General features: G+C 71.3%; 29 protein-coding genes and 1 pseudogene. 11 read left to right on the top strand and 19 right to left on the bottom strand.

Going from position 1 to position 24,399, the window contains the following annotated elements:
- Positions 1-4: 4 nt before the first annotated feature.
- From AB0C78_RS07720 to AB0C78_RS07690, 7 genes are read right to left on the bottom strand one after another with little or no spacing between them, the layout of a single operon-like run.
- Positions 5-1,153: an MlaD family protein gene (locus AB0C78_RS07720; RefSeq protein WP_360743272.1), complete on the bottom strand. Its 1,149-nt coding sequence runs from the start codon at positions 1,151-1,153 to the stop codon at positions 5-7.
- The gene (locus AB0C78_RS07715) at positions 1,150-2,184 is read right to left on the bottom strand and encodes an MCE family protein (protein WP_360743269.1); all 1,035 of its coding nucleotides are present in this window, start codon (positions 2,182-2,184) and stop codon (positions 1,150-1,152) included. The genes AB0C78_RS07720 and AB0C78_RS07715 overlap by 4 nt, the downstream gene beginning before the upstream one ends.
- Positions 2,184-3,206 (bottom strand): MCE family protein, encoded by a 1,023-nt coding sequence (locus AB0C78_RS07710; RefSeq protein ID WP_360743266.1) that lies wholly within the window; start codon positions 3,204-3,206, stop codon positions 2,184-2,186. The genes AB0C78_RS07715 and AB0C78_RS07710 overlap by 1 nt, the downstream gene beginning before the upstream one ends.
- Positions 3,203-4,243: an MCE family protein gene (locus tag AB0C78_RS07705; protein ID WP_360743263.1), complete on the bottom strand. Its 1,041-nt coding sequence runs from the start codon at positions 4,241-4,243 to the stop codon at positions 3,203-3,205. Before AB0C78_RS07705 ends, AB0C78_RS07710 begins: the two co-directional genes overlap by 4 nt.
- Positions 4,240-5,526, bottom strand: a complete 1,287-nt coding sequence (locus AB0C78_RS07700; RefSeq protein ID WP_360743260.1) for an MCE family protein — start codon at positions 5,524-5,526, stop codon at positions 4,240-4,242. The genes AB0C78_RS07705 and AB0C78_RS07700 overlap by 4 nt, the downstream gene beginning before the upstream one ends.
- Positions 5,523-6,359, bottom strand: coding sequence for an ABC transporter permease (locus AB0C78_RS07695; protein ID WP_151545729.1), 837 nt, complete (start codon positions 6,357-6,359; stop codon positions 5,523-5,525). Before AB0C78_RS07695 ends, AB0C78_RS07700 begins: the two co-directional genes overlap by 4 nt.
- 1 nt (position 6,360) lies before the next feature.
- Complete coding sequence (locus AB0C78_RS07690; RefSeq protein ID WP_151545734.1) at positions 6,361-7,092, bottom strand: ABC transporter permease; 732 nt, start codon at positions 7,090-7,092, stop codon at positions 6,361-6,363.
- Positions 7,093-7,388: 296 nt separating this feature from the next.
- Between AB0C78_RS07690 and AB0C78_RS07685 the strand changes: the two genes are divergently transcribed.
- Complete coding sequence (locus tag AB0C78_RS07685; RefSeq protein WP_360743257.1) at positions 7,389-7,787, top strand: hypothetical protein; 399 nt, start codon at positions 7,389-7,391, stop codon at positions 7,785-7,787.
- A gap of 18 nt (positions 7,788-7,805) precedes the next feature.
- Here AB0C78_RS07685 and AB0C78_RS07680 read toward each other — a convergent pair whose 3' ends face one another.
- The 7 genes from AB0C78_RS07680 to AB0C78_RS07650 all read right to left on the bottom strand — a co-directional run bounded on the left by AB0C78_RS07680 (position 7,806) and on the right by AB0C78_RS07650 (position 16,653).
- On the bottom strand, positions 7,806-8,417 hold the full coding sequence (locus tag AB0C78_RS07680; RefSeq protein ID WP_360743254.1) for a hypothetical protein: 612 nt from the start codon (positions 8,415-8,417) through the stop codon (positions 7,806-7,808).
- Between the two features lie 23 nt (positions 8,418-8,440).
- Positions 8,441-8,974, bottom strand: coding sequence for a hypothetical protein (locus tag AB0C78_RS07675; protein WP_360743251.1), 534 nt, complete (start codon positions 8,972-8,974; stop codon positions 8,441-8,443).
- An 11-nt stretch (positions 8,975-8,985) separates the two neighbouring features.
- Positions 8,986-10,227, bottom strand: a complete 1,242-nt coding sequence (locus AB0C78_RS07670) for a lipase family protein (protein WP_360743248.1) — start codon at positions 10,225-10,227, stop codon at positions 8,986-8,988.
- Between the two features lie 83 nt (positions 10,228-10,310).
- A complete protein-coding gene (locus AB0C78_RS07665) occupies positions 10,311-11,453 on the bottom strand; it encodes a DUF6801 domain-containing protein (RefSeq protein WP_360743245.1) in 1,143 nt (380 codons plus the stop codon).
- Positions 11,454-11,606: 153 nt separating this feature from the next.
- A complete protein-coding gene (locus AB0C78_RS07660) occupies positions 11,607-14,225 on the bottom strand; it encodes a DUF6801 domain-containing protein (protein ID WP_360743242.1) in 2,619 nt (872 codons plus the stop codon).
- Between the two features lie 193 nt (positions 14,226-14,418).
- Entirely contained in the window at positions 14,419-15,045 is a 627-nt protein-coding gene (locus AB0C78_RS07655; RefSeq protein WP_360743240.1) for a hypothetical protein, read from the bottom strand.
- Between the two features lie 276 nt (positions 15,046-15,321).
- Positions 15,322-16,653 carry a DUF6801 domain-containing protein gene (locus tag AB0C78_RS07650; RefSeq protein ID WP_360743237.1) on the bottom strand — a complete coding sequence of 444 codons (1,332 nt, stop codon included), beginning with the start codon at positions 16,651-16,653 and terminating at the stop codon, positions 15,322-15,324.
- Positions 16,654-16,993: 340 nt separating this feature from the next.
- Here AB0C78_RS07650 and AB0C78_RS07645 point away from each other — a divergent pair, with 340 nt between their 5' ends.
- Positions 16,994-17,416, top strand: a complete 423-nt coding sequence (locus AB0C78_RS07645; RefSeq protein ID WP_360743234.1) for a hypothetical protein — start codon at positions 16,994-16,996, stop codon at positions 17,414-17,416.
- A gap of 6 nt (positions 17,417-17,422) precedes the next feature.
- On the opposite strand, the gene AB0C78_RS07640 is transcribed toward AB0C78_RS07645, so the two are convergent.
- Complete coding sequence (locus tag AB0C78_RS07640) at positions 17,423-18,379, bottom strand: alpha/beta hydrolase (RefSeq protein WP_360743231.1); 957 nt, start codon at positions 18,377-18,379, stop codon at positions 17,423-17,425.
- A gap of 309 nt (positions 18,380-18,688) precedes the next feature.
- Between AB0C78_RS07640 and AB0C78_RS07635 the strand changes: the two are divergent.
- Positions 18,689-18,829: pseudogene (locus AB0C78_RS07635) on the top strand (DivIVA domain-containing protein); the annotation flags it as partial.
- Positions 18,830-18,878: 49 nt separating this feature from the next.
- Here AB0C78_RS07635 and AB0C78_RS07630 read toward each other — a convergent pair.
- The 3 genes from AB0C78_RS07630 to AB0C78_RS07620 form a co-directional block, all read right to left on the bottom strand.
- Entirely contained in the window at positions 18,879-20,003 is a 1,125-nt protein-coding gene (locus tag AB0C78_RS07630) for a hypothetical protein (RefSeq protein ID WP_360743228.1), read from the bottom strand.
- Positions 20,004-20,060: 57 nt separating this feature from the next.
- Positions 20,061-20,312: a hypothetical protein gene (locus tag AB0C78_RS07625; RefSeq protein ID WP_360743225.1), complete on the bottom strand. Its 252-nt coding sequence runs from the start codon at positions 20,310-20,312 to the stop codon at positions 20,061-20,063.
- Between the two features lie 219 nt (positions 20,313-20,531).
- Complete coding sequence (locus AB0C78_RS07620; RefSeq protein WP_360743376.1) at positions 20,532-20,936, bottom strand: ATP-binding protein; 405 nt, start codon at positions 20,934-20,936, stop codon at positions 20,532-20,534.
- Between the two features lie 116 nt (positions 20,937-21,052).
- On the opposite strand from AB0C78_RS07620, the gene AB0C78_RS07615 reads away from it, so the two are divergent.
- The 6 genes from AB0C78_RS07615 to AB0C78_RS07590 all read left to right on the top strand — a co-directional run bounded on the left by AB0C78_RS07615 (position 21,053) and on the right by AB0C78_RS07590 (position 23,172).
- Positions 21,053-21,865, top strand: a complete 813-nt coding sequence (locus AB0C78_RS07615) for a helix-turn-helix transcriptional regulator (RefSeq protein ID WP_360743222.1) — start codon at positions 21,053-21,055, stop codon at positions 21,863-21,865.
- Positions 21,862-22,047, top strand: a complete 186-nt coding sequence (locus AB0C78_RS07610) for a DUF397 domain-containing protein (protein ID WP_360743219.1) — start codon at positions 21,862-21,864, stop codon at positions 22,045-22,047. The genes AB0C78_RS07615 and AB0C78_RS07610 overlap by 4 nt, the downstream gene beginning before the upstream one ends.
- 107 nt (positions 22,048-22,154) lie before the next feature.
- Positions 22,155-22,355 carry a DUF397 domain-containing protein gene (locus AB0C78_RS07605; protein WP_360743216.1) on the top strand — a complete coding sequence of 67 codons (201 nt, stop codon included), beginning with the start codon at positions 22,155-22,157 and terminating at the stop codon, positions 22,353-22,355.
- A gap of 107 nt (positions 22,356-22,462) precedes the next feature.
- Positions 22,463-22,663, top strand: coding sequence for a DUF397 domain-containing protein (locus AB0C78_RS07600; protein ID WP_360743213.1), 201 nt, complete (start codon positions 22,463-22,465; stop codon positions 22,661-22,663).
- 106 nt (positions 22,664-22,769) lie between these two features.
- Positions 22,770-22,976, top strand: a complete 207-nt coding sequence (locus AB0C78_RS07595; RefSeq protein ID WP_360743211.1) for a DUF397 domain-containing protein — start codon at positions 22,770-22,772, stop codon at positions 22,974-22,976.
- Position 22,977: 1 nt separating this feature from the next.
- Positions 22,978-23,172 (top strand): DUF397 domain-containing protein, encoded by a 195-nt coding sequence (locus AB0C78_RS07590; protein WP_360743208.1) that lies wholly within the window; start codon positions 22,978-22,980, stop codon positions 23,170-23,172.
- A 35-nt stretch (positions 23,173-23,207) separates the two neighbouring features.
- Here AB0C78_RS07590 and AB0C78_RS07585 read toward each other — a convergent pair whose 3' ends face one another.
- Positions 23,208-23,399 carry a hypothetical protein gene (locus tag AB0C78_RS07585; RefSeq protein ID WP_360743205.1) on the bottom strand — a complete coding sequence of 64 codons (192 nt, stop codon included), beginning with the start codon at positions 23,397-23,399 and terminating at the stop codon, positions 23,208-23,210.
- Positions 23,400-23,601: 202 nt separating this feature from the next.
- Between AB0C78_RS07585 and AB0C78_RS07580 the strand changes: the two genes are divergently transcribed.
- Complete coding sequence (locus AB0C78_RS07580) at positions 23,602-23,802, top strand: DUF397 domain-containing protein (RefSeq protein WP_360743202.1); 201 nt, start codon at positions 23,602-23,604, stop codon at positions 23,800-23,802.
- A gap of 144 nt (positions 23,803-23,946) precedes the next feature.
- Positions 23,947-24,399 carry a GNAT family N-acetyltransferase gene (locus AB0C78_RS07575; RefSeq protein ID WP_360743199.1) on the top strand — a complete coding sequence of 151 codons (453 nt, stop codon included), beginning with the start codon at positions 23,947-23,949 and terminating at the stop codon, positions 24,397-24,399.

The raw sequence follows: 24,399 nt of genomic DNA, 5'->3' as shown, positions 1-24,399 counted from the left end.
CCGGTCAGCCCCCCTGCCCCGCCGGGCCGCCCGCGGGCGTGCCGTCGCCGCTGCTCGGCAGCGGCGTCACCGGCGGGACGATCTGGGTCCCCGGCTGCGCGGTGACCTGGAGATACACGTTGAGGTAGTCGCCCTTGACCGCGGGCAGGACGGCGTCGGTGAACGGGTAGGTGAGCAGGACCTGCAGCGCGTTCGGCAGGTCGTGCCCGGCGTCCGACAGCTTGCGCAGGGTCGGTTCGAGCGCCTTGAGGTCGGCGACGAGGTCCGCCTGGCTCCGCTTGACGGTCGTGACGGCGACGCCCGAAAGGTCGTTCAGCGAGTTCAGCATCCGGACGAGCGCGCCGCGCTGCTCCTCCAGCACCTTCAGGCCAGGCTCGATGTCGTCGAGAGCGACGCCTATCTGCCCTTGGCGCGCGCGCAGGGTGCCCGACAGCCGGTTGATGCCGTCCAGCGCGTCGGTGATGCCCTGCTTGTTGGCGTCGAGGTCGCCGACGAGCCTGCGCGCCTGCTCCAGCAGCGACCGGATCTGCGGCTCGTTGCCGTCGAGGGCCTTGTTCATCTCGGTGGTGATGGTGCGCAGCTGCGCGATCCCGCCGCCGTTGAGCAGCATCGACAGCGCGCCGAACACCTCCTCGACCTCTGGGTTCCGGTTGGTGCGCGACACCGGGATCACCGCACCGTCCGCGAGCCTTCCCGTGCTCGCGGACGGCGCGGGCCCGCCCGGCGCGGCACCGCCCGGCGCGGCGGCGCCCCCCGGGAGTCCGGTGCTCGCGGGTGCGGCGCTGAGCTGGACGAACTTCTCGCCCAGCAGGCTCGACTGCTGCAGCTGCGCGGACGCGTCCGCGGGCAGCCGCACATCGCCGTTGATCTTCATGGTGACCTCGGCGGTCCAGCCGCCGGGCGGCAGCGCCACCTTCACCACCCGGCCGACGGCGACGTCGTTGACCTTCACCGCGGACTGCGGGACGAGGTTCAGCACGTTCGCGAACTCCGCCTTCACCGTGTACGGGTGGTCGCCGAGGTCGGCGCCGCCGGGCAGCGGCAGGTCCTGGACGCCGCCGAACCCGGCCGGGCCGCAGCCGCCGAGCGTCGTCGCGGCGAGCGCGGCGAGCAGCGCCGCCGTCCTCGCCCGCCGGGCGTTCGCCCTGGTCATGGCGCTCCCTTCGGCGAGCCGGCACCGGGCGCGGCGGCGGGCGCGGCGCGTCCGGCGGCGGGCAGCGGCAGGCTCATCTCGGCGAGGTCGCCGCGGCCCATCAGCGTCCGGCTCTTCGGGTCGTAGGCGTTGAGGACGTTGGTGACGGCGAGCGGCAGGTCGTCGAGCGCCTCGGCGAGGGACCGGCGCTGGTCCACCAGCAGCTGCGTGATCTTCGCGAGCTTCTGCACGTTCGTGCTGATCTGCTCGCGGTTATCGTGGATGAACACCTTCACCTTGGCGAGCGCGGCGGCGAGCGCCTTGAGCGCCGCGTCGAGCTCGTCCCGGTCGTCGGCGAGGAACCCGGTCACGTCGGCGAGCTGCTGCTCGGCCTGCCGGACCTGCCCGTCGTTCGTCTTCAGCATCGAGGTGAACGTCGACAGGTTCGAGATCGTCGCGAACAGGTCCTTCTGCGAGCCGGACAGGGTCTTGGCGGCCTGCGCCATCCGCTCGGTCGTGGTGCGGATGTCCTGGCCGTTGCCCTGGAGGTTCTCGGCGCCGGTGCCGAGGACGCGGGACAGCGCGCCGTCCTTGTTCACGCCGCCCGGCCCGAGCTCCTTCGACAGCTTGGTGATGCTGGCGTAGATCTGGTCGAGCTCGACGGGCGTCGCGGTCCGTTCGACGGGGATCGTCGCGCCGGTCGCCATCTTCGGGCCGCCGGTGTAGGCGGGCGTCAGCTGGACGTACCGGTCCGCGACGAGGCTCGGCGCGATCGCGACGACGTTCGCGCCGGCCGGCACGTCGATCCCGTGGTCGACCGTCAGCACGGCCCTCACCTGCGTGCCCTCGGCCCGGACGGAGTTCACCGTGCCGGCCTTCACGCCGAGGATCCGCACGTCGGAGCCCTTGTAGACGCCGACGGCGTCGTGGAAGTAGACGGTGATCCGGGTCCCGGCCGGGGGCCGCAGGACGAGGAACGCGACGGTCGCGGCGGCGATGACGGCGAGCCCGGCGGCGACGAGCGACGCCGGCCCGGCGAGTTTGCGCAGCATCAGTGCCCGCCCTTCCTGGGCGGCATGCAGCCCTTCTCCGGTGTCGTCTTGGGCGCGTAGTCCTTCGGGACGAGCCCGCACAGGTACCCGTCGAGCCAGCGGCCGTTGCCCATGGAGTTGCCGAGCAGCCGCGTGTACGGGCCGGCGGTCCTCAGCGCCCGGTCGAGGCTGTCCTGGTTCCTCTGCAGCAGGTCGGTGACGCGGCCGAGCGAGCGCAGCGTCGGGTCGAGCTGCTTCTGGTTGTCGTCGACGAGCCCGCTGATCTGCTGCGAGAGCGACTGCGTCCCGACGAGCAGCCCGTGGATCGCCTCGCGGCGCCGGCCGATCTCGTCCAGCAGCAGGTTCCCGTCGCGCAGCAGCGCCTGGACGTCCTCGGTCTGGCCGGAGACCGTGCCGGTGATCTGCCGGGTGTTCGCCAGCAGCCGGGACAGCTGCGCGTCCCGCGATGAGATCGTCTTCGAGAGCGCGGACACGCCGCTCAGCGCCTGCCGGACGCTCGGCGCGGTGTGCGCGAACGCGCCGGAGATCGCGTCGAGGCTCTGCGCGAGCTTGACGGAGTCGAGTTGCCCGGTCGTCGTGGCGAGGTCCTGGAACGCCTGCGTCACGTCGTAGGGGGACGTGGTGCGGGTCAGCGGGATCGTCCGTCCGGGGTCCTGGCGGTGCGGGCCGAGCGGGTCGACGGCGAGGTACTTGTCGCCGAGCAGCGTCTTGATCGCGATCGCGACGGTGCTGGCGTCGCCGACCCACGTCCGCTTCACCCGGAACGTCACCGCGACCTTCGCGCCGTCCAGCCGGACCCCGGTGACCTCGCCGACCTTGACGCCGGCGACGCGGACCTCGTTGCCCGGCCGCAGCCCGGCGGCCTCGCCGAAGTCGGCCCGGTAGGTGGTGCCGCCGCCGATCAGCGGCAGGTCCTTGGCGTTGAACGCGGCGAGCCCGGCGGCGACGAGCAGCGCGATCGACACGATCGCGACGAGGACCGGGTTGCGCTCCCGGACCGGCTTCAGCCGCGGCCGCCTCATGATCCGCACCTCGCCGCGTCCGAGTGCACGCCGGTCGGCGCCGGGTGGGTCTCGCCCGGGTACTGCTGGTAGGTCACCCCGGTCACGGACGCCTCGCACATGTAGAAGTTCATCCACGACCCGTACGAGCCGATCCGGCCGATCGCCGCCATCTTCACCGGCAGCGTCCGCAGGAACTTCTCGACGGTCGGGGAGTCGTCGTTGAGGTTGGTGGACAGCCGCCCGAGCTGCGCGATGTCCTGCTTGAGCGGGGCGCGGCCCTCCTGGAGGAGGTCGGTGGTGGCGCCGGCGAGGTCGTCGAGGGCGCTGATCGCGTTCCCGATGGACGTCCGGTCTCCGGCGAGGCCGGACACGAGCCGCCGGAGCGTCGTGATGAGGTTCGACAGGTTGTCACCGCGCCCGTTGATCGTGTCGAGGACGGCGTTGAGGTTGTCGATGACCTGCCCGATCACCTGGTCCTTGTCGGCGATGCTGCTGGTCAGCGACCCGACCGTGGACAGCAGGTCCTCGACCGTGCCGCCCTCGCCCTGGAGCACCTGGACGATCGATCCGGCGAGCTGGTTGACGTCCTTCGGCGACAGCGCCTGGAACAGCGGCTGGAAGCCGTTGAACAGCTGCGTCAGGTTCAGTGCGGGGGCCGTCCGCTCGACGGGGATCGTCGCGCCGGGGTTCAGGACGCCGGCGTCGCCGGTACCGCGGCCGATTTCGAGGTACCGCTGGCCGATCAGGTTCAGGTACTTGATCGTCGCGGTGGACGAGGCGGGCAGCCGGTGCCCGCGGTCGACCTTGAAGGTGACGAGCGCCTGGCGGCGCCCGGCGACCCGGATCCCGCCGACCCGCCCGACCTGGACGCCGGCGATCCGCACGCTGTCGCCGTCGCGCAGCCCGGACGCGTCGGTGAACCGCGCCCGGTAGGTGACGGAGCCCCCGCCGCCGGTCTGCGCGATGGTGAGCGCCAGCATCCCGGTCGCCACGACCGTCACGACGACGAACGCGAGCGACTTCCACAGCGGGCCGAGCAGCCCTCTCCGGTTCATCGGATCCGCACCTCCGTGCCGCGGTAGACGGGCCCGAGGAGCACGCTGCTCCAGTCGGGCAGGTCCTCGGGGACCTCCTGGAGGCCGGGTGCCAGCAGCTCGTTGACCAGGCGGTTCTCCTCCGGGGAGTTCGGCAGGCCGAGCGCGCCTGGCGCGACGGCGACCGGGGTGGCCGCGTTCGGCGGCGCCGACCTCACGGTGGCGCCGGCCGGGTAGCAGTGCGGGCCGCTCTTGTCGGTGTAGCGGGGCGTGTCCTTGCCGGGGACGTAGCGGCCCTTGTTCTGGACGGTCGTCACGTCCACGTGCAGGCCGGGCCGCTTCGTCCCCTTGCCGAGGACCCTGTCCATCAGCGGGATGAAGTCGTTCAGCATCCGCAGCGTGCAGGGCATCTCGGGCGAGTACTTCTGGAGCACCTGCAGGGAGGCGCGGCTGTCGGCGGCGAGCGCGATGAAGTTCGCCGAGTTCTCGTGCAGGAAGTCCGACATGTCCTGCGAGGCTCCGGTGACGGTCGCGTACAGCCGGCTCAGGTCGTCCTTCTGCTGGACGATCGAGCGGGTCGTGTAGCTGAAGTCGTTGAGCGCCTGGAGGATGTCGGGCGCCGCCTCGCTGTAGTCGTTGCTGACGGCGACGAGCTCCCGGATGTCCCGGTTCAGCGCGGGCAGGCTCGGGTTGATCTTCTTGAGGTAGGCGTCGAGCTCCACCAGCGTCCTGCCGAGTTGCTCGCCGCGCCCGCTCAGCGCCTGCGACACCGCGGTCAGCGTCGCCGACAGCTGCGCCGGCTGGACGGCGGTGAGCAGCGGGTACAGGTTGTCCATCACCCGCTGGAGCTCGATCGCGTTGGACGAGCGGTCCTGGCTGATGGTGCTGCCCGCGGTGAGCCGCGCCGGGCTCGGCTGCGCGGGCGGGATCAGCGCGACGAACCGCTGCCCGAACAGCGTCGTCGGCAGCAGCTGCGCCGAGACGTTGCGCGGCAGCAGCCGCACCTTGTCCGGCTGGATCGCCAGCCTCAGCGTCGCGACGCCGCCGTCGGACGACACCGTCCGCACCTCGCCGACGACGACGCCGCGCAGCTTCACGTCCGCGTGCGGGTGCATCTCGCTGCCGGCGCTCGCCGTCTTGAGCGTCACCCAGCTGACCTTGGTGAACGCCTTGTCGTAGATCGCGATCGACAGCCAGACCAGCAGCGCCGGCACCAGCAGGAACGCGACCCCGGCGAGCCGCCGCCCGGCGACCGCCTCGCCGCCCGCCCGCTTGCGCATCCGGGCCTCGCGCCGGGCGTTCATCCGGCCACCTTCACCGTCGTGTTGGTGCCCCAGACCGCGAGGCTGAAGAAGAAGTCGCTCACGCTGATCAGCACGATCGAGGTCCGGACCGCGCGGCCGACGGCCTTCCCCACCCCCGCGGGGCCGCCGGCCGCGCGGTAGCCGTAGTAGCAGTGCGACAGGATCACGAGGACGCTGAAGACCAGCACCTTCAGGAACGACAGCACCACGTCCGTCGGCGACAGGAACAGCCCGAAGTAGTGGTCGTAGGTGCCCGCGGACTGCCCGTTCACCTTCACGGTGACCTCGCGGGACGCGAGGTACGCGCACAGCAGCCCGACCGCGTACAGCGGGACGATCGCGACCGCGCCCGCGATGATCCGGGTCGTCACGAGGTACGGCAGGCTCGGGATGCCCATCACCTCCAGGGCGTCCACCTCGTCGCTGATCCGCATCGCGCCGAGCTGCGCGGTGAACCCGGCGCCGACCGTCGCCGACAGCGCGAGGCCCGACACGACCGGCGCGATCTCCCGCGTGTTGATGTAGGCGGACGCGAACCCGGTGAACGCCGACGTCCCGATCTGCTGGAGCGCCGAGTAGCCCTGCATGCCGACGACGACGCCGGTCGCGAGGGTCATCGCGACCATCACGCCGATCGTGCCGCCGATCACGCCGAGGCCGCCGCTGCCGAACGCGACCTCCGACAGCAGCCGCTGCACCTCCTTGCGGTAGCGGTGCAGCGCGCGCGGCGTCCACAGCAGCGCCTTGACGTAGAAGGTGCCCTGGTCGCCGGGCTGGTCCAGCCACGCGAACCACCGGTTCGGGCCGCCCCTCACCACCGTCAGCAGGCTCACGTCAGCCTCCCTTCGGCGGGACGACCTGCAGGTAGATCCCGGTGATCACGAGGTTCATCAGGAACAGCAGCAGGAACGTGATGACGACGGACTGGTTGACGACGTCGCCGACGCCCTTCGGCCCGCCCTTCGGGTTCAGCCCCCGATATGCGGCGACCACCCCCGCGACGAACCCGAACAGCAGCGCCTTCGCCTCCCCCACGTAGATGTCGGGGAGCTGCGCCAGGGCGGAGAAACTCGCGACGTACGCGCCGGGCGTGCCGCCCTGCATCATGACGTTGAAGTAGTAGCCGCCCGCGACGCCGACGACCGAGACCAGCCCGTTCAGCAGCAGCGCGACCGCGACGCACGCCAGCACGCGCGGCACCACGAGCCGCTGGACGGGCGAGACGCCGAGCACCTCCATCGCGTCCAGCTCCTCGCGGATCGTCCGGGCGCCGATGTCCGCGCAGATCGTCGAGCCCGCCACCCCGGACACCAGCAGCGCCACGATCATCGGGCTGGCCTGCTGGATCACCACCAGCACGCTGGCGGCGCCGGTGAACGACTGCGCGCCGAACTGCTGGGTGAGCGAGCCGACCTGCAGCGAGGTCACCGCGCCGAACGGGATCGACACGAGCGCGGTCGGCAGGATCGTCACGCTGGCGATGAACCAGAACTGCTCGACGAACTCGCGGAACTGGAACGGCCGGCGGAACGACATGCCGAGCACGGTGGCGCCGAGCGCGAACATCCGCCCCGCCTGGCGCAGCGCGCTCAGCGGGAATTCGATGACCGGTGCCGCCACGGCCGGGCCTCCTTTCGCGTTCGCATGGTCCAGGAAAACTACTGGCGGGTAAATTCGATATGCAAGAAGGCGGGGAACGAAAATCGCCGGGCCCGCGCTCTTCTATCCCGCACTGACACATTCTCGATGATCATGAGCATTTATTTGGCATCGGACGACACGTTTCCCGGCCGCCGGGAGGGGGCGCGCGAACGGCGCGGAACGGCTATCGTCAAGGCCCCACCCCGCGGGAAGGAACCGAAGTGAACCGACGTCGTCTCGCAGTCCTGCTGCTCGCGCCGGCGCTCTCCCTCACCGCCTGCGGCGGTGGCGGCGGCGGCAAGAGCGCCTCGTCCTCCTCGTCCGCCCCGAACCCGGAGGTGAGCGTGGGCATCACCGTCCCGTCGAGCCCCGGAGGCTCCGGCGGCCCCGGCGGCGGGGGCGGTTCCGCGGGCGGTGGCACCGGCGGTTCCGGCACGCCCGGCGGCGCCGCGCCCTCCTCCGCGCCGACCAAGGTCGTCAACGACTTCGTCGCGTGCATGCGCGCGCACGGCGTCAAGGTCCCCGACGACGTGAGCCACTGGCAGCCGACCCCCGGCCCGGGCGACACCCACATGCAGGCCGCCCTGCTCGCCTGCATGAAGTCCGCCGGCGCGAAATGACGCCGGGCCCGCCGCCCGTCATACGCCCGGCTTCTTGCAGGGGGCGGCGCGGGTGAACGCGTCGCCGATCGCGGGGGACGCGCGCAGCGCCCTCGTCGGCGGCCGGTAGGCGCCGAGCCGGCGCATCGCCTTGCCCGCGTTCGCCTGCGCCGTCCGGAACGCGGGCGTGCCGACCCGGCCGGTGCGCAGCCCGGACGCCGCGTCCCGCAGCTGCCGCCCGGTGGTCTCCAGGTCCTTGAGCGTCGCGTCCAGCACGGTCCGGCCGTCCGCCATCGGCGGCGATCCGGCCTGCTGGAGGCGGGTGCGGACGGTGTCGAGGCGCTTCGCCATCCCGGTCATGTAGGCGGCGATCGCGCGCTCGGAGGCGGCGGCGTCCTGCGCCTTGATCTTGGGCAGCGGGGAGTCGGTGATGCCCGGCGGCATCGCGCGGCACACCCGCCCGGCCCAGGTGATCGTCGCCTTCGTCGCCTTCCGGCGCGGCTCCGCCTTCGTCGAGGCGGACGCGCCGGTCGCGGTCGGCGCGGCGGCGGCGGTGGTGCCCTTGCCGCCCCCGTCGTCACCGCTGCATCCGGCGAGCGGCGCGGTGGCGAGGGCCGCGAGGACGAGCCCGGCGATCGCGCGGCGTGCCATGGCGGTGCTCCTGACCTCGGCGTTCACAGCTGGTGCGTCTTGCAGGAGCCGGCCTGGTCGAACGCCTTGGCCAGGGCGGGGTCGGCGCGCAGGTCCTTGGTGGGGCCCTGGTAGGTCTGCACCTTCTGCATCGCCTGCCCCGCCTCGGTGACCGCGGCCTTGAACGACTTCACGTCGGTCACCTTGGCCTTCGCGAGGCCGGCGGACGCGGTCCGGACGGCCGACTCGGTGCCGCGCAGGTTGGCGAGCGCCGTGTTCAGCGCCGCCTGCCCGTTGTCGATGGGCGGCGCGCCCGCGCCCTGGAGCCGGGTCTCCATCGTCTGGAGGCGCTTGTCCATGGCGTCGAGGAAGCCGGCGAGGGCCTTGGCGGACTTCGCGCCGTTCTTCGGGTCGATCTGGGGGAAGCTCAGGCCGGCGCCGCTCGCGGTGACGCCGTCGCAGACCTTCCCGGCCCACGCGACCTCCGGCTTCGCCTTGTCTCCGCCGCCGCCGCAGCCGGCGGCGGCCGCGGCCGTCACGGACGCGAGCACGGTTCCGATGATCAATCGCCGAATCATCGAACTCTCCTTCAGGAACTCGGGGTGGTGGTGCAGTTCGAGGCCGCGGGCTTCCCGGCGAGCCGGTCCGCGATGAACGCCATGGCGTCCGCGTTTCCGCGGTAGACGAGCGTGATGTGGCTCAGGCCCTTCCAGACCTTCCAGGTGAGCGGCACGCCCTCGGTGCAGTACTGCTGGTGCAGCGCGTTCGCCTGGTTGAACGCGACGATCTCGTCGGCGTCGGAGTGGTATTGCAGGACGGGCACCTTGATGGGCGTTCCGCCGAGCCGGTTCTCGGTGACGCGGTCCGCCCACGGCTTCGTGCCCAGCGGGTTCGTCGTGAAGTAGTCGGAGACCTTCTTGCCCGGATAATCCAGCAGCAGTTCGAGGGTGCAGTCGTGCTGCTGCATTCCGGCGACGGCCGCCTTTCCGGCGTCGTTGAGATAGGAGTCCAGGTCCAGTTCCGGATAGGCGTTGTCGAGGCCGATCAGCGCGTCGAGGAGGAATCCGAACGGCTTCTTGCCGTCCAGGCCGAGCGCGACCAGCGCGAGGTTCGCGGGGACGCCGCCGCCGACCACGCCGACGAGGTTCAGGTCCGGCGCGTAGGTCGGCTGGAGCTGCCCCGCCCACATCGCGGCGCCGCCGCCCTGCGAGTAGCCGCGGAAGACGACCTTCGCGTCCTTCGACAGGCCCGCGTCGGGCAGCCGTTGCGCCGCGCGGACGGCGTCCATCAGGGCGGGCCCCATCGACTTCCCGGCGACGTAGGTGGTCTTCGGGTCGGCGTGGTAGCCCTCGTAGTCGGGGACGGCGACCGCGTACCCGGCCTGGAGCATCTCGTTCAGCGCGGACTGCTCGTAGAAGGCGCCCTCGTCGATGAACTTGGACGGCGCGCACTGGAACGCCGGGCCGCTCGTCCCGGGCCCCCAGCCGATGATCGGCGCCGTCGCCCGGTCCGCGCTCTTCGGGACGAGGATCGTGCCGGTGACGGCGTCCGGCTTCCCGAGCGCGTCCGTGGACAGGTACATGACCTGCCACGCGTCGGCCAGCCTGCGCGCGGTGGGCGGCCCGGCCTTCGACGGCCGGGACCGGATGACGTCGCCAGGCGCGCCCGCGGGCAGCGGGTCGGGCGGGGTGTAGAAGGCGTCGCCGGGCGGGGCGGGGTCGGACGCGGCGGCGGCCGGTCGGTCGGGCGCCGCGGCGGCGGCGGTCACGGCAGGGCCTGCGGCCAGCGCCGCCATCGCAACGAGCGTGACCAGGAGACATACATGGTGCATGCGGCGTACATGTTGCATGCGGCGCGCGGGGAGCGCGCGGCGAGCGGGACGGGTGCGGCGAGCGGGAGGGGTGCGGACCTGCATCAGCCCTGCTCCTTCGGCGTGAGGGTCAGGTCGGCCGTGTTGCCGGGGCCGGCGGTGAGCGAGCCGAGCAGCGGGGTCAGCGGGCCGCAGTCCTGGAGCGGGGGGAGCGTGAAGCCGGGGCTCGCGAGCCCGCCGCCCCGCGCCGGGTCGAAGGGGCCGCCGGAGGTCAGCGGGACGGTCGCGGGCCCGGCCGTCCGGCACTGGTCGCCGCCGCCGACCGGCAGCCCGAACACCTTGAACGACGCGACCCGCACGTCCAGCGCGGCGTCGGCGGCCAGCCCGTCGCCGGTCAGCCGGCCGGTGGTCGCGCCCGGCCGCCCGAACGCGACGTCCGCCGTGACGGGGAGGAACCCCCAGGCCTTGAGGTCGCCGGTGGCCGGGTCGAGGTCGAGGTCGCCGGTGACGTTCCCGGTGCCCGGGTCGATGTCGGTGCTGAGGGTGCCGTTCAGGGGGACGGTCCCGGCGGCCGCCTTGATGGCCGCCGTCCCCCGCACCGTGTAGTCGTGGTGGGTCGAGACGGGCGTGGAGTCGACGACGTCGAAGGTCGCGAGCACGTTGTCCTGGCCCGGGTCCTGCGTGCACTCGGACTCGAACGTGCCGAGCCCGGACGGGCCGCCGTCGCCGATCGTCGGCGTCAGCGTGAGGACGAGGTCGCCGACCCTGATCGTCCCCTTGCCGGTCTTGCGGAACGTCAGCGGGACGGTGGTGCCGCGCGCGTGGACGTCGAAGGCGCCCTCGGCGGGGACGGCGGTGGTGTCGAGTTTCGAGGTGACCGGCACCGGCAGGCCGGTCGGCACGTCCGGGACCGCGATGGACGCCTTGGCGAGCGCGGTCCCGCCGAGCTTCGCGGATCCGACGGCGGCCAGGCCGCGGGTCGAGCCGGCGCTGACGGTGGAGACGGAGTCGACCGTGAAGCCCGGCACCTGCTGCCCGCTGACCACGGTCTTCGGGACGTCGGTGTCGATCGTGACGGTGAGCGGCTCGGGGCCGATCAGCGGGAACACGCAGTGGTAGTTCAGGGTCAGCGAGACCGGCTCGGCGGCGGCGGGCGCCGCGGTCCCGGCGAGGGCGGCGGCACCGGACGCGAGCGCGACGGCGCACGCCACGGCCGCGCTCCCGGCCGTTCTCCTCGTGGCTCTCACTGCTGCCTCTCCTGCCGCTCGTCGTGCACGGGCTCTCGTCCCGCGGGGTGCTCGTCTCACGAGGGGGTCGTCCTGGACGGGGGTGGCCCCCGCCGCCGTCCCTGGTAGAGCGGCGGGGGCCGGAATCAGGACCGTTCGGTCACTGCCGGAGGATCACTTCTTCGGCGTGGCCTTCAGGTCGATCGTGTTCCCCGGGCCGGCGGCCAGCGCGCTGACGAGCGGGGTGAGGAAGCCGCAGCCGGTCAGGCTCGGCAGGGTGTAGCTGCCGGTGAGCGTCCCGCCGCCCGCCACGCTGAAGTTGGTGGACTTCAGCGGGATGTCGGCCGGGGCGCTCGTCTGGCAGGTGCTGCCGACGCCGAGGTCCATCCCGAACACCTTGATCGAGGGGATCTTGACGACGGTCTTGGTGTCGGTGCTGAGGGTGGAGCCCGACAGGGTGCCGGTCGTCTTGCCCTGCGGGGCGAAGGCGATGTCGGCGGTCGCCGGGATGAACCCGAACAGCGAGAACGTGCCGGTGGTCGGGTTCAGCGTCAGGTCCGCGGAGACCTTGCCGCTGCCGTCGACCGCGGCGTTGACCGCGCCGTTCAGCGCGACCTTGCCGTTCAGGCCCTTGATGGTCGACGACCCGGACAGCGTGTACGACGCGCCGCCGCCGGTCGGCTTGCCGGGCACGTTCACCGTGACCGGAGCGGACGCGGCGGACTCGTTGCCCGCGTTGTCCACGGCCGACACCGCGAACGTGTGGTCGCCCTGGGCCAGGCCGGAGACCTTGGTCGAGGTACCGGTGACCACGTCGGCGCCCTTCTTGCCGTCGACGGTCACGTAGTAGCCCTTGACGCCGGAGCCGCCGTCGTTGTCGGTCGAGGCGCCCCAGGACAGCGCCACCGAACCGTCGTCGGACCCGGTGCCCTTGACGTTCGCCGGCACGGACGGAGGGGTCTGGTCGGGGCCGGGGCCCGTGGAGACCTTCACCGTGATCGGAGTGGACGCCTCGGACTCGTTGCCCGCGTTGTCCACCGCCGACACCGCGAACGTGTGGTCACCGTCGGCCAGACCCGAAACGGTCGTGGACGTACCCGTCACCAGGTCGCCCTTCTTACCGTCCACCGTCACGTAGTAGCCCTTGACGCCGGAGCCGCCGTCGTTGTCGGTGGAGGCGTCCCAGGACACCGCCACCGAACCACCGGTCGCCGCGCCCTTCACATTCGCCGGAACGGACGGAGCGGTCTGGTCGGGGCCGGGGCCCGTGGAGACCTTCACCGTGATCGGAGCGGACGCGGTGGACTCGTTGCCCGCGTTGTCCACCGCCGACACCGCGAACGTGTGGTCACCGTCGGCCAGACCCGAAACGGTCGTGGACGTACCCGTCACCAGGTCGCCCTTCTTACCGTCCACCGTCACGTAGTAGCCCTTGACACCCGAACCACCGTCGTTGTCGGTGGAGGCGTCCCAGGACACCGCCACCGAACCACCGGTCGCCGCGCCCTTCACATTCGCCGGCACCGACGGAGCGATCGTGTCGGGGCCGGGGCCCGTGCCGCCGCCGTCCTTGATGGTGAAGCTGAACAGGGTGTTGTCCTGCCCGGACTTCAGGTGGCAGGTGAAGTCGCCGAGGTTCGCGGGGTTGCCGTCGGCGTCGTAGGTGGTGAAGTTCTGGATGTCGATGTCGTCCAGGGCGACCTTGCCGGCGCCGGTCTTGGTGAACGACAGCGCCGGGGCCTTGCCGGGCCCGTTGATGCTGACCGGGCCGGTCGCCGGGACGTTGGTCTTGTCCAGCTTCAGCGCCATCTGCAGCGGGACGGGGTTGGCCATCTCGGGCACCGTGATGGTCGGGTGCGCGAGGGCGGTCCCGTCCATCTGCACGGCGCCGAGCTGCTGGAGCCCGTTCTCGTTCACGTCGGCCGGAACGGTCGAGACCGACGTGACCTGGATGGCCTGGGAGATGAAGTCCTGCGTCGCGGTGTTGACCGGGACCTCGGTCGGGAAGTTCGACTTCACCTTGACCTGCAGGTCGCCGTCGCCCACGAGGGGGTACGGGCAGGTGTAGTCGAGGGTCTTCTCCGGCGAGCTCGGCAGGCCCGGGTCGAGCGCCTGCACCGGGTTCGGCGCCGGGTACTTGCCCGGGACCGGGTCCGGCTTCGGCGGGTTGGTCCCGTCGTCGATGAGGAACTGCTTCAGGACGTTGTTCTGCCCCGGCAGCTGCTTGCAGGACGCGTTGATCTGGCCGAGCCCGGTGGGCTTGCCGTCCGCGCCGAGCGGGGTGATCGCCAGGTCGAGGTTGCCGACCGTGATCTGCGCCCAGCCCGCCTTGTTGAACGTCAGCGGTACCTGCGTGCCGGTGGCGGTGATGTCGAACGGCCCCGAGTCGGGGACGTTCGCGTCGGCCAGCGTCATGTTCGGCTTCAGCGGCAGCCCGCTCGGGTACTGCGGCGCGACGAGCGACGCCTGCGCCTTCGCGGTGCCGGTCAGCTTCTTGGTGAGGGTTGTCCACAGGCCGAAGGTGGTGTCGCCGCTGACGGTCGACACCGCCTTGATGTTGATCGTGGGCGACGGGGTGTTCAGCGCGACCTTGTCCGGGATGTCGGTGGAGATCGCGACGCTGAGGTCCTGCTGCCCGATCAGCGGGTAGGTGCACTTGTACTTGAGCGTCAGCCCGGCGTCGGCGGACGCCGCCGGCGCCGCCACGATGCTCGCCATGGCGAGCATCAGGCCCGCCGTGGAGCCGAGGACCGTGCCGGTCCTGACTCTTCGGGAGATGTTCTTCGGTTTCACCTCGTACCTCTCGTGTGCGTGAGGCTGGGGGGATCGAGCGGGGCCGCGGACGGAGGTCCGCGACGCGCGGTGACGGGTCGGCCCCCGCCGGCGGGGAGGCGGGGGCGACGCCGTGGGCAGGCGCGGGGCCGGCCCTTCGCCCGTGGGCCGGGCGGAGGGGTCGGACGCGCCCTCGGGTCAGGCGAGGGCGGGCCTACGCCTTGGCGGTGAGGTTCAGCGAGATCGTGTTGCCGGACCCGGCGGTGAAGAGGCTGAGGATCCCCGTCAGCGGGCCGCAGTTGTCGATCGAGGACAGCGTGTAGTCGTCGGTCTTGAGCGTGCCGCCCTTGGACGGGATGAACTTCCCGTCCGACTTGAGGACGATGTCCGACGGCTGGGTGGTCTGGCACTGGTCGCCGCCGCCGATCGGGATGGCCCCGAACACGTTGAACGAGCCGAGCTTGACGAACATCTTGGAGTCCGTCGTGAGCTCGCTGTTGGCGTAGGTGCCGGTGGTCTTGCCCTGCTGGACGAAGGCGACGTCCGCGGTCACCGGCAGGATGCCGAGGATCTGGAAGCTGCCCTTGGTCGGGTTCAGCGTCAGGTCCGCCGTGACGTTGTCGGTCGGCTTGGTGACGTCGAGGTCGGCCTCGACGCCGCCGGTGAGGTCGGTGGTGCCGTTCGGCGCCTTGATGAACGACGACCCCTTCAGGTCGAAGGAGTAGTGGATCGGCGCGGCGGCCGAGGCCGGCATGGCCGACGCGATGGCGGCGGCGCTCAGCGCGACGGCCGCGCCGGCGAGCATCCCGCCTCTGCGCCGGGTGTTCTTCGTGGTCTTCACTGGTACCTCTCGATTCTCGAAACACGGCTATCCGATGTGCTGCTCACCCCCGATGCCGCATCACCTCCTGAGAACCGTTTCCACTGCGTTTCGCCGGTAAGTTACTCGTCGGGAACCGCATTCGTCATCGGACGCCGATGACAAATTCTGAGACGTTTCAATCGCCGCCTTACGCGGCCTTTATTGTCGAGTGACAATGCTCACACGCACGTGCTGACCAGGCATGACGCAGCTATTTCGGGCATGCCTGACCCCTGCCGCCGTACCGGACGGCCGTTATCGCTTCAGTTCTGGCATTGCCGGCGGGCAGGTCGCGGGCGCCCGGCCGCAGATCGTTCCCTGGCTGACCTTCAGATAGTTTCCGGGCCCGGAGACCGAGCCGGTGAAGAGCGGGTCCAGATTCTCTCCGGATCCGCATCCCCGGAAAGGCGGGATCTCGAAGGAACCGTCGAGCACGCCGCCCTTGACGATGTTGGTGATGTCGGCTCCGGGCGCGTCGCCGAGCTCGATGTCCGCAGGCCGGCTGGACCGGCACCCCGCGCCGACGTCCAGCGGCGTCCCGTTGACCTTCACGTCGTACAGCCGGATCGTGACCCGCATCCTGGTCTGGACGTGCTGCCGGGTCTGGCCCTTCACGTACGGCGCCGAGGTCTCCGTGCCGAGGCCGACCTGTTCCATCTCCATGGTGGCCGTCGTGGGCATGAAGCCGAACGTCAGGAAGCTCGCCTTCGAGCGCAGCGGCTCGTGGAAGCGGAAGCGGACGTCCGTCCCGGTCCCGGTGGGCAGGTTGGGGACGATGTTGTACTCGACGTTCGTCAGGGCGGGGGCCGGGTCCGCCGGGTCATTGAGGACGGTGGCGCCGCCGAGCTTGCGCACGTTCGCGAAGCCGTTCATGTAGACGCAGCCGGAGATCAGCCATCCGGGCTCCTTGAGGTCCTGGCAGCCCGGCGGGGACTCGCCGGGCGGCACCGCCGCGGTGCTCTTCGGGGGCTGCGCGGCGCCGGGGGCGGCGCCGTCCGCCGTGATCGGGACCGCCGCGAGGACACCGGCCCGCCCCTGCGCGGGGGTGCAGGCGACCGGGCTCTCCTCGGTGCCGCCGGCGGCGGGCGCGGGCGCCAGGCCGAGGTCGAGTCCGCCGAGGCCGAACGTGAGGGTGCCGGTGCGCCCGGCCGTCACGGCCTCGGGCTGCCCGGACGCGGTGAGGGTCACGTCGCCGTCGCCGGGGACGTCCGCGGGGTCGACGGTGAACGCGGGCCAGGCGGCCTTGGCGACCGTCCCGTTCTGCGTGGTCTGCGCCGCGACCCGCACGGTCCCGCCGACCTTGGCGGCGTCGAGGTCGGCGAGCGCGGCGCGCGGGACGGTCAGCGTCGCCGTGACCTTCCCCGGCCGCACCTGCCCGCCCGGCGCCGCCGACGCGGGGAACGCCGCCCGGTACCGGACGTCCACGTGCTGCGGCCCGGCGGGGAACGCGCACTGGTACGCCACGGTGACGTCGGCGTTCTGGGTGCCCGTGGCCGCGGCTCCGGCGCCGCCCAGGCCGGCGGCGAGCAGCGCGCCCGCCCCGGCCGTCGCCAGCAGGCGGCCGGCCCGACGTGCGCGAACACTCATCTCTCGACCACCCATCGGAAATCGTCCGTCCGGCCCGGCCGGCGGTCGCATTCCGCACCGGTCACGAGCCTGGCACCGGATGGGACCACGAAAGAACGCACCGGCACAAGACGGACCGGAAAATTGCTCACCCGGCGAGCAAGGAATACTCTTCTTCATACTCCGGTGAGCAGTCGCCGGCCTTCTGAAATGGTTGTCAACCGGCTGACAAGCGGGCGTTCCGGAACTTTATCCGAGTGATAACGCACACCCTTCCGGGCGGACGATAATGGCTTTTCTCCCGGCCGCCGCGCGGCCCGGGACCGCCGACGTCTCATCGGAAGGACCCGAGGTGAAGCCGATGCCAGCTCGTACCGGGCCGGCGGCGCTGCTGCTCGCCGCGACGCTGCTGCTCACCGCCGGCTGCGGCGGCGGGGACGGCGGCGGCGCCGCGTCCGCGCCGCCGCCGGTGTCCCTCGGTTCCCCCACGGCGCCGGACGGCTCGGCGTCGCCGGGTACCAGCACCGCGCCGGCGCCCACGCAGACGCCGACCGGCGCCGCGCCCACCTCCCCGCCCGCGGCGCCCAAGCCCGGCCCCAAAGTGACCAGGCCGACGACCGCGCCGTCCAAGACCGTCACCGCGTTCGCCCGGTGCATGCGCGCGCACGGCGTCGACGTCCCCGACGACGTCAGCGCCTGGACGCCCCCGCCCGGCGCCGACAAGACCAAGACCCAGACCGCGCTGCTGGCCTGCATGAAGGCGTTCCAGACGCCGGGGACGTGACGCCCGTCAGGCGGCGGTGCCGGTCGCGCGCGGGGTCGCGGAGCGGACGAAGGCGGCCACCTCGTCGATGGCCTGATGGCCTTCGGGGACGGCGCCGGCGAACGCGGCGAAGACGTGCACCTGGTTCTCCCAGATCTGCAGGCGGTGCGGGACCCCGGCGAGCGCGAGCCGTTCCGTCATGAGCTCCGCGTCGTAGCGGAGCGCCTCGCGGGAGCCCGCGACGATGAAGACCGGGGGCAGGCCCCTGAGGTCGCGGTCGCACGGGGACGGCAGCGGGCCGGGGTCCATCCCGGCGAGGAGGAGGCGGTTCAGCTTCTTCAGGCGGTGGACCGGCACGTAGGCGTCGCGGCGGGTGAACTCGTAGGACGCGCGGCCCTCGTGGTCGAGGTCCACCAGCGGCGACAGCGCGACGATCCCGGCCGGTCTCGGCAGGCCGTTCTCCATGGCGGTGAGGACGGTGGTGAAGGCGAGGAAGCCGCCCGCCGAGTCGCCCGCGATGACGATGTCCTGCGGGGCGAACCCCTGTTCCAGGAGCCATGCGTAGGCGTTGAGCGCATCCGCCATCGATATCGCGAGGGACGACCCGGGAAGCTGCCGGTAGGCGACGGAGAAGGCGACGCCGCCGGAGCGGGCCGCGATCCTCGCCACGAGACCGCGGTGGGTGCGCAGGCCGCAGCAGAAGAAGCCGCCGCCGTGCAGGTACAGGACGACGCGGCCGGGATCGGCGCCCTCGGGGCGGATCCACTCGCCGTGGAAGCCGTCCAGGTCGACGCGTTCGACGCGGGTGCCGCGGGCCGGGCGCATCAGCAGCGGGGCCGCCCAGTCCAGCACGACGGCGAGGCGCAGCATGAACCGGGTCAGCGGGCTGTAGAAGAACACCGGCCGGACGAACACCTTCATGAACAACGCGAACCTGCGCGCCTTCCCGCTGGTGCCGGGGCGATGCTCGATAACACGTTCCATTCGGACTCCTCAGCGCGGGGGCGTACCCAACCGACCGCCCGGAAAATGGACGCAGCGCAGCGTACAGCAGGAATCTCCGCGTCCCGGAAAATGCTCACCCGGCTTCAAGAAATCGGTTCGGAATCAGCACCCTTGCAACACCTTCGAGGAAACGCTCGCCCCGCCCGCGGCGGCCTGTGTTAAGTGGTGCGCATGGGCAAGAAGAGACCGGCGTGGCAGAGCCGGCCGACCGGCTTCGGCGGCGGCGCGGACGGCGTAGGTGGCACGGGCGGCGTGGACGGCGCGGGCGGCGTGCACGGCGAGCGGCGGATCACCCCGGAGACCGTCCGGAACCGGAAGTTCGCGACGACCCGCCTCACGCAGGGGTACGCGGTCGAGGAGGTCGACGCGTTCCTCGACGAGGTGACCAACGAGCTGGCGCGGCTGATCCGGGAGCGCGACGAGGCGCGGGCCGCCGCCCGGTGGCCGCCCCGCGAGGGGCAGTTCCCGTGACCGGTGCTCAGGCCCGGTCGCCCCGTCCGGTGGCCTCGTTCCGCATGGCCGCGTACCGCATCGCCGCCGCGCTCCGCGGAACCGCCGGCCGCGGCTCGGCGGCCCGCGACGGCTCCGGCTCGACGACCGGGGCGGACAGCATCGGCGCCCAGCCGGGCTCGGCGGCGCCCCGCTCGCGCAGCGGAGCGAACGGCGTCTGCGCGGGCGCGACGGCCTCCGGCGCCTGCTCCTCCACGGGATCCTCCCGCTCGTGGCGCGGGATCAGGAACACCGACGCCGCCGCGAGCACCAGGCCCACCGCCGACAGCAGGAACTTGCGCGGCGTCTCCGGCCACGGCTGCCCGTACACCATGATCCCGCCGAGCCAGAGCGACGCCTTCGACCCGACCGCCAGCATGATGATCACCACGGACAGCCGGCAGCGCTGCAGCCCGATCTGCGCCAGCCCCGCCCCGAGCAGCCCCGCGACGACGACGATGTACAGGTGCGGCGTGCGCAGCGCCTCCGGCCAGGCCGCCGGGTCGTGCCGCAGGATCCGGGCGATGGCCGCGCCGGAGCTCTCCGCGCACCCGACGAGCACCCCCGCGCCCAGCCCGAACGCGACGCCCGTGACGCGTTTGGCGTGCCGCCCGTCCACCGGGCTGTCGCGCACGACGAACAGCCACAGCGGGAACAGCAGCGAAGGGCCGATGAGCAGCGCGACCTTCCACAGCGGCGCGTGCGGGTCCCACGGCCCGGCCGGCCCGGCGTGGACCGTGCCGCGCAGCAGCCCGCCCGCGGCGGCGAACGCCAGCAGCGCCAGGACGAGCACCGCCAGCGCGCCCAGTTCGCCGGGCGTCACGCGCTCCCGGAAGTTCGTGACCGCGATGAGCAGCAGCACGACCATGACCGGCCCGTACATCGGCACCACCGCGCTGACCGGGATCCGCGCCAGCACGACGCTCTGCACGACCATCCCGCCGATCAGCAGCGCCAGCCCGGCGAGCCAGGCCGGGCTGGACGCCAGCGTCCACGTCGTGTGCAGGAACCGGGACCCGGTGAGCCGCGGCATCCGCCGCCCCGTGACCTTGAAGACCGTGAAACCCGCGACATAGGCGACCGGTGCCACCGTGGCCAGAGCAAGCGCCCCCATGGCCGCTCCTTTGAGTGAGGCCGATATTCGGCCAGTGTGCTTGTTAACACAGGGTTCTCACAAGGGAGCCGCCCGCGAAATCGCCGCCGCAGCGGAATCCACTCCGCTTTTTATAAAAAAGCGATAAAACCCCGGGCGGGCCCGGGCGTTCCGTTCAGCGGGCGACCGTGCCGGGCTCGTCGAGCCAGACACGGCCAGCGGCCCGTCCGCATGGAACGTCGCCGCCCACGGCACCACGATCAGCCCGCCCGGCTTGGTCTGCTCGACCCAGGCATACGGGACGGTATGCGCCGCCGCCGTGGCGATCACCCGATCGAACGGCGCATGGGACGCCGCTCATCCGCGCCATCATCGACGGCCCCGTCGAGGACGACGTGGGCCACATCCCGTCCTGCACCTTCGTGGCGATCGGCTCGTCCGCCGCCACGAGTTTTCCGGAATGAGGCCCGCCCGCCCGGCGATGCGGGGGAACAAGCGGCCGCCCCTGGGGGGACACGGGCGACGCCGGCCCGCCGGACGGGCGGGGGTCTAAAGGGCCAGCCGCGCCCAGACGACCTTGCCCGGGCCCCCGACCACGTGGCGGTAGCCGCAGCCACCGGATGCGAGGAACTGAACCATCATCAGGCCCCGGCCGTCCTCGGCTTCGAAGTCCGCCTCCGGGACGACCGGCGGCGCGTGCGACGGGTCCCACACCCGGAACTCGATCGCGTCGCCCAGCCGCGTCACCCACGCCTGGACCTCGTGCCCCTCGACGGCGTGCACCACGGCGTTCGACGCCAGCTCGGACATGATCGTCCGCCCGACGTAGTCGTGCTGCGGAAGCCCCCACTCCTCGCACGCCTGCGTGACGAGCGAGCGCGTCAGATACACGCTCTCCGGATAGGCGTGCCACCGAAGCGTGAACTCATCCCGCGAACACGAATTACCCCACATGCCCGAATTGCCGTTCATCGAATTTACCTTTCACTGCCGAACCCCTGGAACACCATGCCGCCTCGCCGTATCGTCAGAACCGTTCAACGGGCCAATCTGTACTTAATGGATCATGAATGACCTCAGCAAACGATCTCGACCCGGACAACAATCACTGGCACTGGCTGGCCGCTGACCTGCGGATATGGCGCCTAGAGCGGAATCTGACCCAGACGGACTTGGGCGAGCTTCTCGGCGTGACAAAAGCTCATGTTTCGAACTGGGAATCGGCTCGCGAAAACCTACCCCTGAAGCACGCCGAAACTCTGGACTACATTTGGCGCACTCGCGGGCACTTTGTCCGCCTTCGGCGACTTGCGGAGCGAGCACACGACCCGGGGTGGTGGGCGCAGTACACACCACTCGAGGCGAAGGCGTCCCGTGTGAGCTACTGGGCCCTCGCGATCATCCCCGGCCTCCTCCAGACGGAGGACTACGCCCACGCGCTGCTTGACGAGGGGCAGATCATCGAGGACGTCGAGGCAGCCGTGAACGCACGCATGGCCCGCCAAGAGGTCCTTCAGCGCGAGAAGCCGCCAGAGCTACGCGTCTTGATCAACGAGGCGGCACTGGATCAACCTGTCGGCGGGCCGGAGATCATGCGGAATCAGCTCGACCACCTGGTGAATCTCAGCCATAGACGTAACGTCATCCTTCGCACCGTGCCGCGTGCCGTAGGTGCGCACATTGGTCTCGACGGCTCTTTCACGATCCTGACCGGGCAGAGGTGGTCCGCCGCCTACATGGAGGCCAACACGGGTGGCAGACTGACGCATGAGCCCACGATGCTCGATGACTTCGCCAAGCGTTTCGACCTGATAGGCGCGGAAGCTCTGTCGGCGTCCGCCTCACGAAGTCACATCGCACGGATTATGGAGGCCATGCAGTGATCGAGTGGCGGAAGGCCAGCCGGAGCAACGCATCCGGCAACGAGTGCGTAGAGGTTGCCGTGCTCGCTGAGGGACGCGGGATCCGGGACAGCAAGGCGCCCGAAGCCGGGCACCTCACCCTCTCCCCCGACGACTTCACCCAGCTCATCCACCGCGTGAAGCGCGGCGACCTGAACATCTAACCCGCACGCCAACGCGCGCCGCCTCGCCTTCGACCTACCGTGACAAGCGGACCGGCCGAAGGCGAGGCCCGTCCAGGGACATCCACCAACCCGATGGAGAGCGCGCAGTGAACGAGCCGATTTGGCGCAAGTCGACCAGGAGCGGCACCGGCGGCGCCGGCGGGCAAGACTGCGTAGAGGTTGCCGCGCTCGCTGAGGGGCGGGGGCTCCGGGACAGCAAGGCGCCCGAAGCCGGGCACCTCACTCTCTCCCCCGGCGACTTCGCCCAGCTCATCCACCGCGTGAAGCGCGGCGACCTGAACATCTAACCCGCACGCCAACGCGCGCCGCCTCGCCTTCGACCTACCGTGACAAGCGGACCGGCCGAAGGCGAGGCCCGTCCAGGGACATCCACCAACCCGATGGAGAGCGCGCAGTGAACGAGCCGATTTGGCGGAAGTCCACCAGGAGCGGCACCGGCGGTGCTGGCGGCGAAGAGTGCGTGGAGGTTGCCGCGCTCGCCGAGGGACGCGGGATCCGCGACAGCAAGGCACCCGAAGCCGGGCACCTCACCCTCTCCGCCGACGACTTCACCCAACTCATCGACCGCGTGAAGCGCGGCGACCTGAACATCTAACCCGCACGCCAACGCGCGCCGCCTCGCCTTCGACCTACCGTGACAACGGACCGGCCGAAGGCGAGGCCCGTCCAGGGACATCCACCAACCCGATGGAGAGCGCGCAGTGAGCGAGCCCGTTTGGCGCAAATCCAGCCGCAGCGGTTCGGGCGCTGGCGGAGGTCAAGACTGCGTAGAGGTTGCCGCGCTCGCCAACGGGCGGGGGATCCGGGACAGCAAGGCGCCCGAAGCCGGGCACCTCACCCTCTCCCCCGACGACTTCACCCGCCTCATCGCCCACGCCAAGCGCGGCGGCCTGACATGGAGGCCATGAAGTGGCATCCCCTGTCAACTGGCGAAAGGCCAGCCGAAGCAGCACCACAGGCGGCGATTGCGTTGAGGTCGCGCACATCGGCGGCGCGATCGGTATGCGAGACAGTAAGGCGCCGGAGGCCGGGTACCTCACCGTCTCCTATAAGGGCTTCGCCCAGCTCATCGACCGGCTGAGGCGCGGCGACCTGGACCTCTAACCCCTACGGCCAACGCGCACCGCCTCGCCTTCGCCCTACCGTGACAACGGACCGGCCGAAGGCGAGGCCCGTCCCGGGCGGGCCTTGTGAAGTTCCTTGAGGTGGTGGCCGGCGACGTAGGCGTCCAGTTCGGCGCGCGCGCGAGCCTGCCGCTCGAGCTCGGCCAGTTCCGGGTTGCGGCGGTGCGCTTCGGCCTTGATGTCCTGCCAGCGGCGTCCGGTGCTCATCGTCCGGCCTCCTTGTCCTTCGCGGCCCGGTACTCGGCGTAGCGGGCTTCGGCCAGCTCATCGACCAGGTTAAGCGCGGCGACCTGGACCTCTAACCCCTTCGGCCAACGCGCGCCGCCTCGCCTTTGACCTACCGTGACAACGGACCGGCCGAAGGCGAGGCCCGTCCAGGGACATCCACCAACCCGATGGAGAGCGCGCAGTGAGCGAGCCCGTTTGGCGCAAATCCAGCCGCAGCGGTTCGGGCGCTGGCGGAGGTCAAGACTGTGTGGAAATCGCCTCCCTCGCAGGGGAGCGGGGGATCCGGGACAGCAAGGCGCCGGAAGCCGGGCACCTCACCCTCTCCCCCGACGACTTCGCCCAGCTCATCCACCGCGTGAAGCGCGGCGACCTGGACATCTAACCCGCACGCCAACGCGCGCCGCCTCGCCTTCGACCTGCCGTGAGCGGGTTCCATCACTGGCAGGGCGTGATCCGACCGGCTGCACCGTCTTGAAGGGGTTCCCTCTTGTCCGAGCCGAGCTCCCTTGAGGTGGGGGTCGCCCGCGTGAGCGACGTCGGGCTGCGGCCGGCCACGGCCGCCGACAGCGAGTTCTGCTTCCAGCTGCACAAGGCCGCGATGGGCGACTACGTCGCCGCGATCTGGGGGTGGGACGAGCAGGACCAGCGGGATTACCACGCGCGCGGGTTCGACCCCGGCCGCTGGCAGATCATCACCGCCGACGGGGCCGATATCGGCATGCTCAGCGTCGAGTACCGCGCTACCGAGGTCTACCTCGGCCGCATCGAGGTCCGTCCCGAGCATCAAGGACGCGGCATCGGCACCCGCCTCATCACCGCGCTCCTGGACGAGGCCGAGCAGCAGGGCAAGGACCTGGTCCTGGACGTGCTCGCGGTCAACCACCGTGCGCACGCCCTCTACCGGCGACTCGGCCTGCGGGAGGTGGCACGCGACGGCGACATCAGGATCAGGATGCGCTCCACCCGTCCGCCCGGGTGA

This window comes from Actinomadura sp. NPDC048394 (assembly GCF_040651755.1).
In the GTDB taxonomy this organism is placed as follows: Bacteria; Actinomycetota; Actinomycetes; order Streptosporangiales; family Streptosporangiaceae; genus Spirillospora; species Spirillospora montaniterrae.
Note: the sequence above shows the minus strand (reverse complement) of the source record. Positions and strands in the feature narration are given on the sequence as shown.

Excerpts from the sequence above, each read along its gene's own strand:
- AB0C78_RS07670 (WP_360743248.1), bottom strand. The coding sequence starts at position 10,227 with ATGCACCATGTATGTCTCCTGGTCACGCTCGTTGCGATGGCGGCGCTG.
- AB0C78_RS07720 (WP_360743272.1), bottom strand. The coding sequence starts at position 1,153 with ATGACCAGGGCGAACGCCCGGCGGGCGAGGACGGCGGCGCTGCTCGCC.
- AB0C78_RS07585 (WP_360743205.1), bottom strand. The coding sequence starts at position 23,399 with ATGAGCACCGGACGCCGCTGGCAGGACATCAAGGCCGAAGCGCACCGC.
- AB0C78_RS07700 (WP_360743260.1), bottom strand. The coding sequence starts at position 5,526 with ATGAACGCCCGGCGCGAGGCCCGGATGCGCAAGCGGGCGGGCGGCGAG.
- AB0C78_RS07710 (WP_360743266.1), bottom strand. The coding sequence starts at position 3,206 with ATGAGGCGGCCGCGGCTGAAGCCGGTCCGGGAGCGCAACCCGGTCCTC.
- AB0C78_RS07615 (WP_360743222.1), top strand. The coding sequence starts at position 21,053 with ATGACCTCAGCAAACGATCTCGACCCGGACAACAATCACTGGCACTGG.
- AB0C78_RS07675 (WP_360743251.1), bottom strand. The coding sequence starts at position 8,974 with ATGATTCGGCGATTGATCATCGGAACCGTGCTCGCGTCCGTGACGGCC.
- AB0C78_RS07620 (WP_360743376.1), bottom strand. The coding sequence starts at position 20,936 with ATGTGGGGTAATTCGTGTTCGCGGGATGAGTTCACGCTTCGGTGGCAC.
- AB0C78_RS07690 (WP_151545734.1), bottom strand. The coding sequence starts at position 7,092 with ATGTTCGCGCTCGGCGCCACCGTGCTCGGCATGTCGTTCCGCCGGCCG.
- AB0C78_RS07650 (WP_360743237.1), bottom strand. The coding sequence starts at position 16,653 with ATGAGTGTTCGCGCACGTCGGGCCGGCCGCCTGCTGGCGACGGCCGGG.
- AB0C78_RS07640 (WP_360743231.1), bottom strand. The coding sequence starts at position 18,379 with ATGGAACGTGTTATCGAGCATCGCCCCGGCACCAGCGGGAAGGCGCGC.
- AB0C78_RS07630 (WP_360743228.1), bottom strand. The coding sequence starts at position 20,003 with ATGGGGGCGCTTGCTCTGGCCACGGTGGCACCGGTCGCCTATGTCGCG.
- AB0C78_RS07715 (WP_360743269.1), bottom strand. The coding sequence starts at position 2,184 with ATGCTGCGCAAACTCGCCGGGCCGGCGTCGCTCGTCGCCGCCGGGCTC.
- AB0C78_RS07645 (WP_360743234.1), top strand. The coding sequence starts at position 16,994 with ATGCCAGCTCGTACCGGGCCGGCGGCGCTGCTGCTCGCCGCGACGCTG.
- AB0C78_RS07705 (WP_360743263.1), bottom strand. The coding sequence starts at position 4,243 with ATGAACCGGAGAGGGCTGCTCGGCCCGCTGTGGAAGTCGCTCGCGTTC.
- AB0C78_RS07680 (WP_360743254.1), bottom strand. The coding sequence starts at position 8,417 with ATGGCACGCCGCGCGATCGCCGGGCTCGTCCTCGCGGCCCTCGCCACC.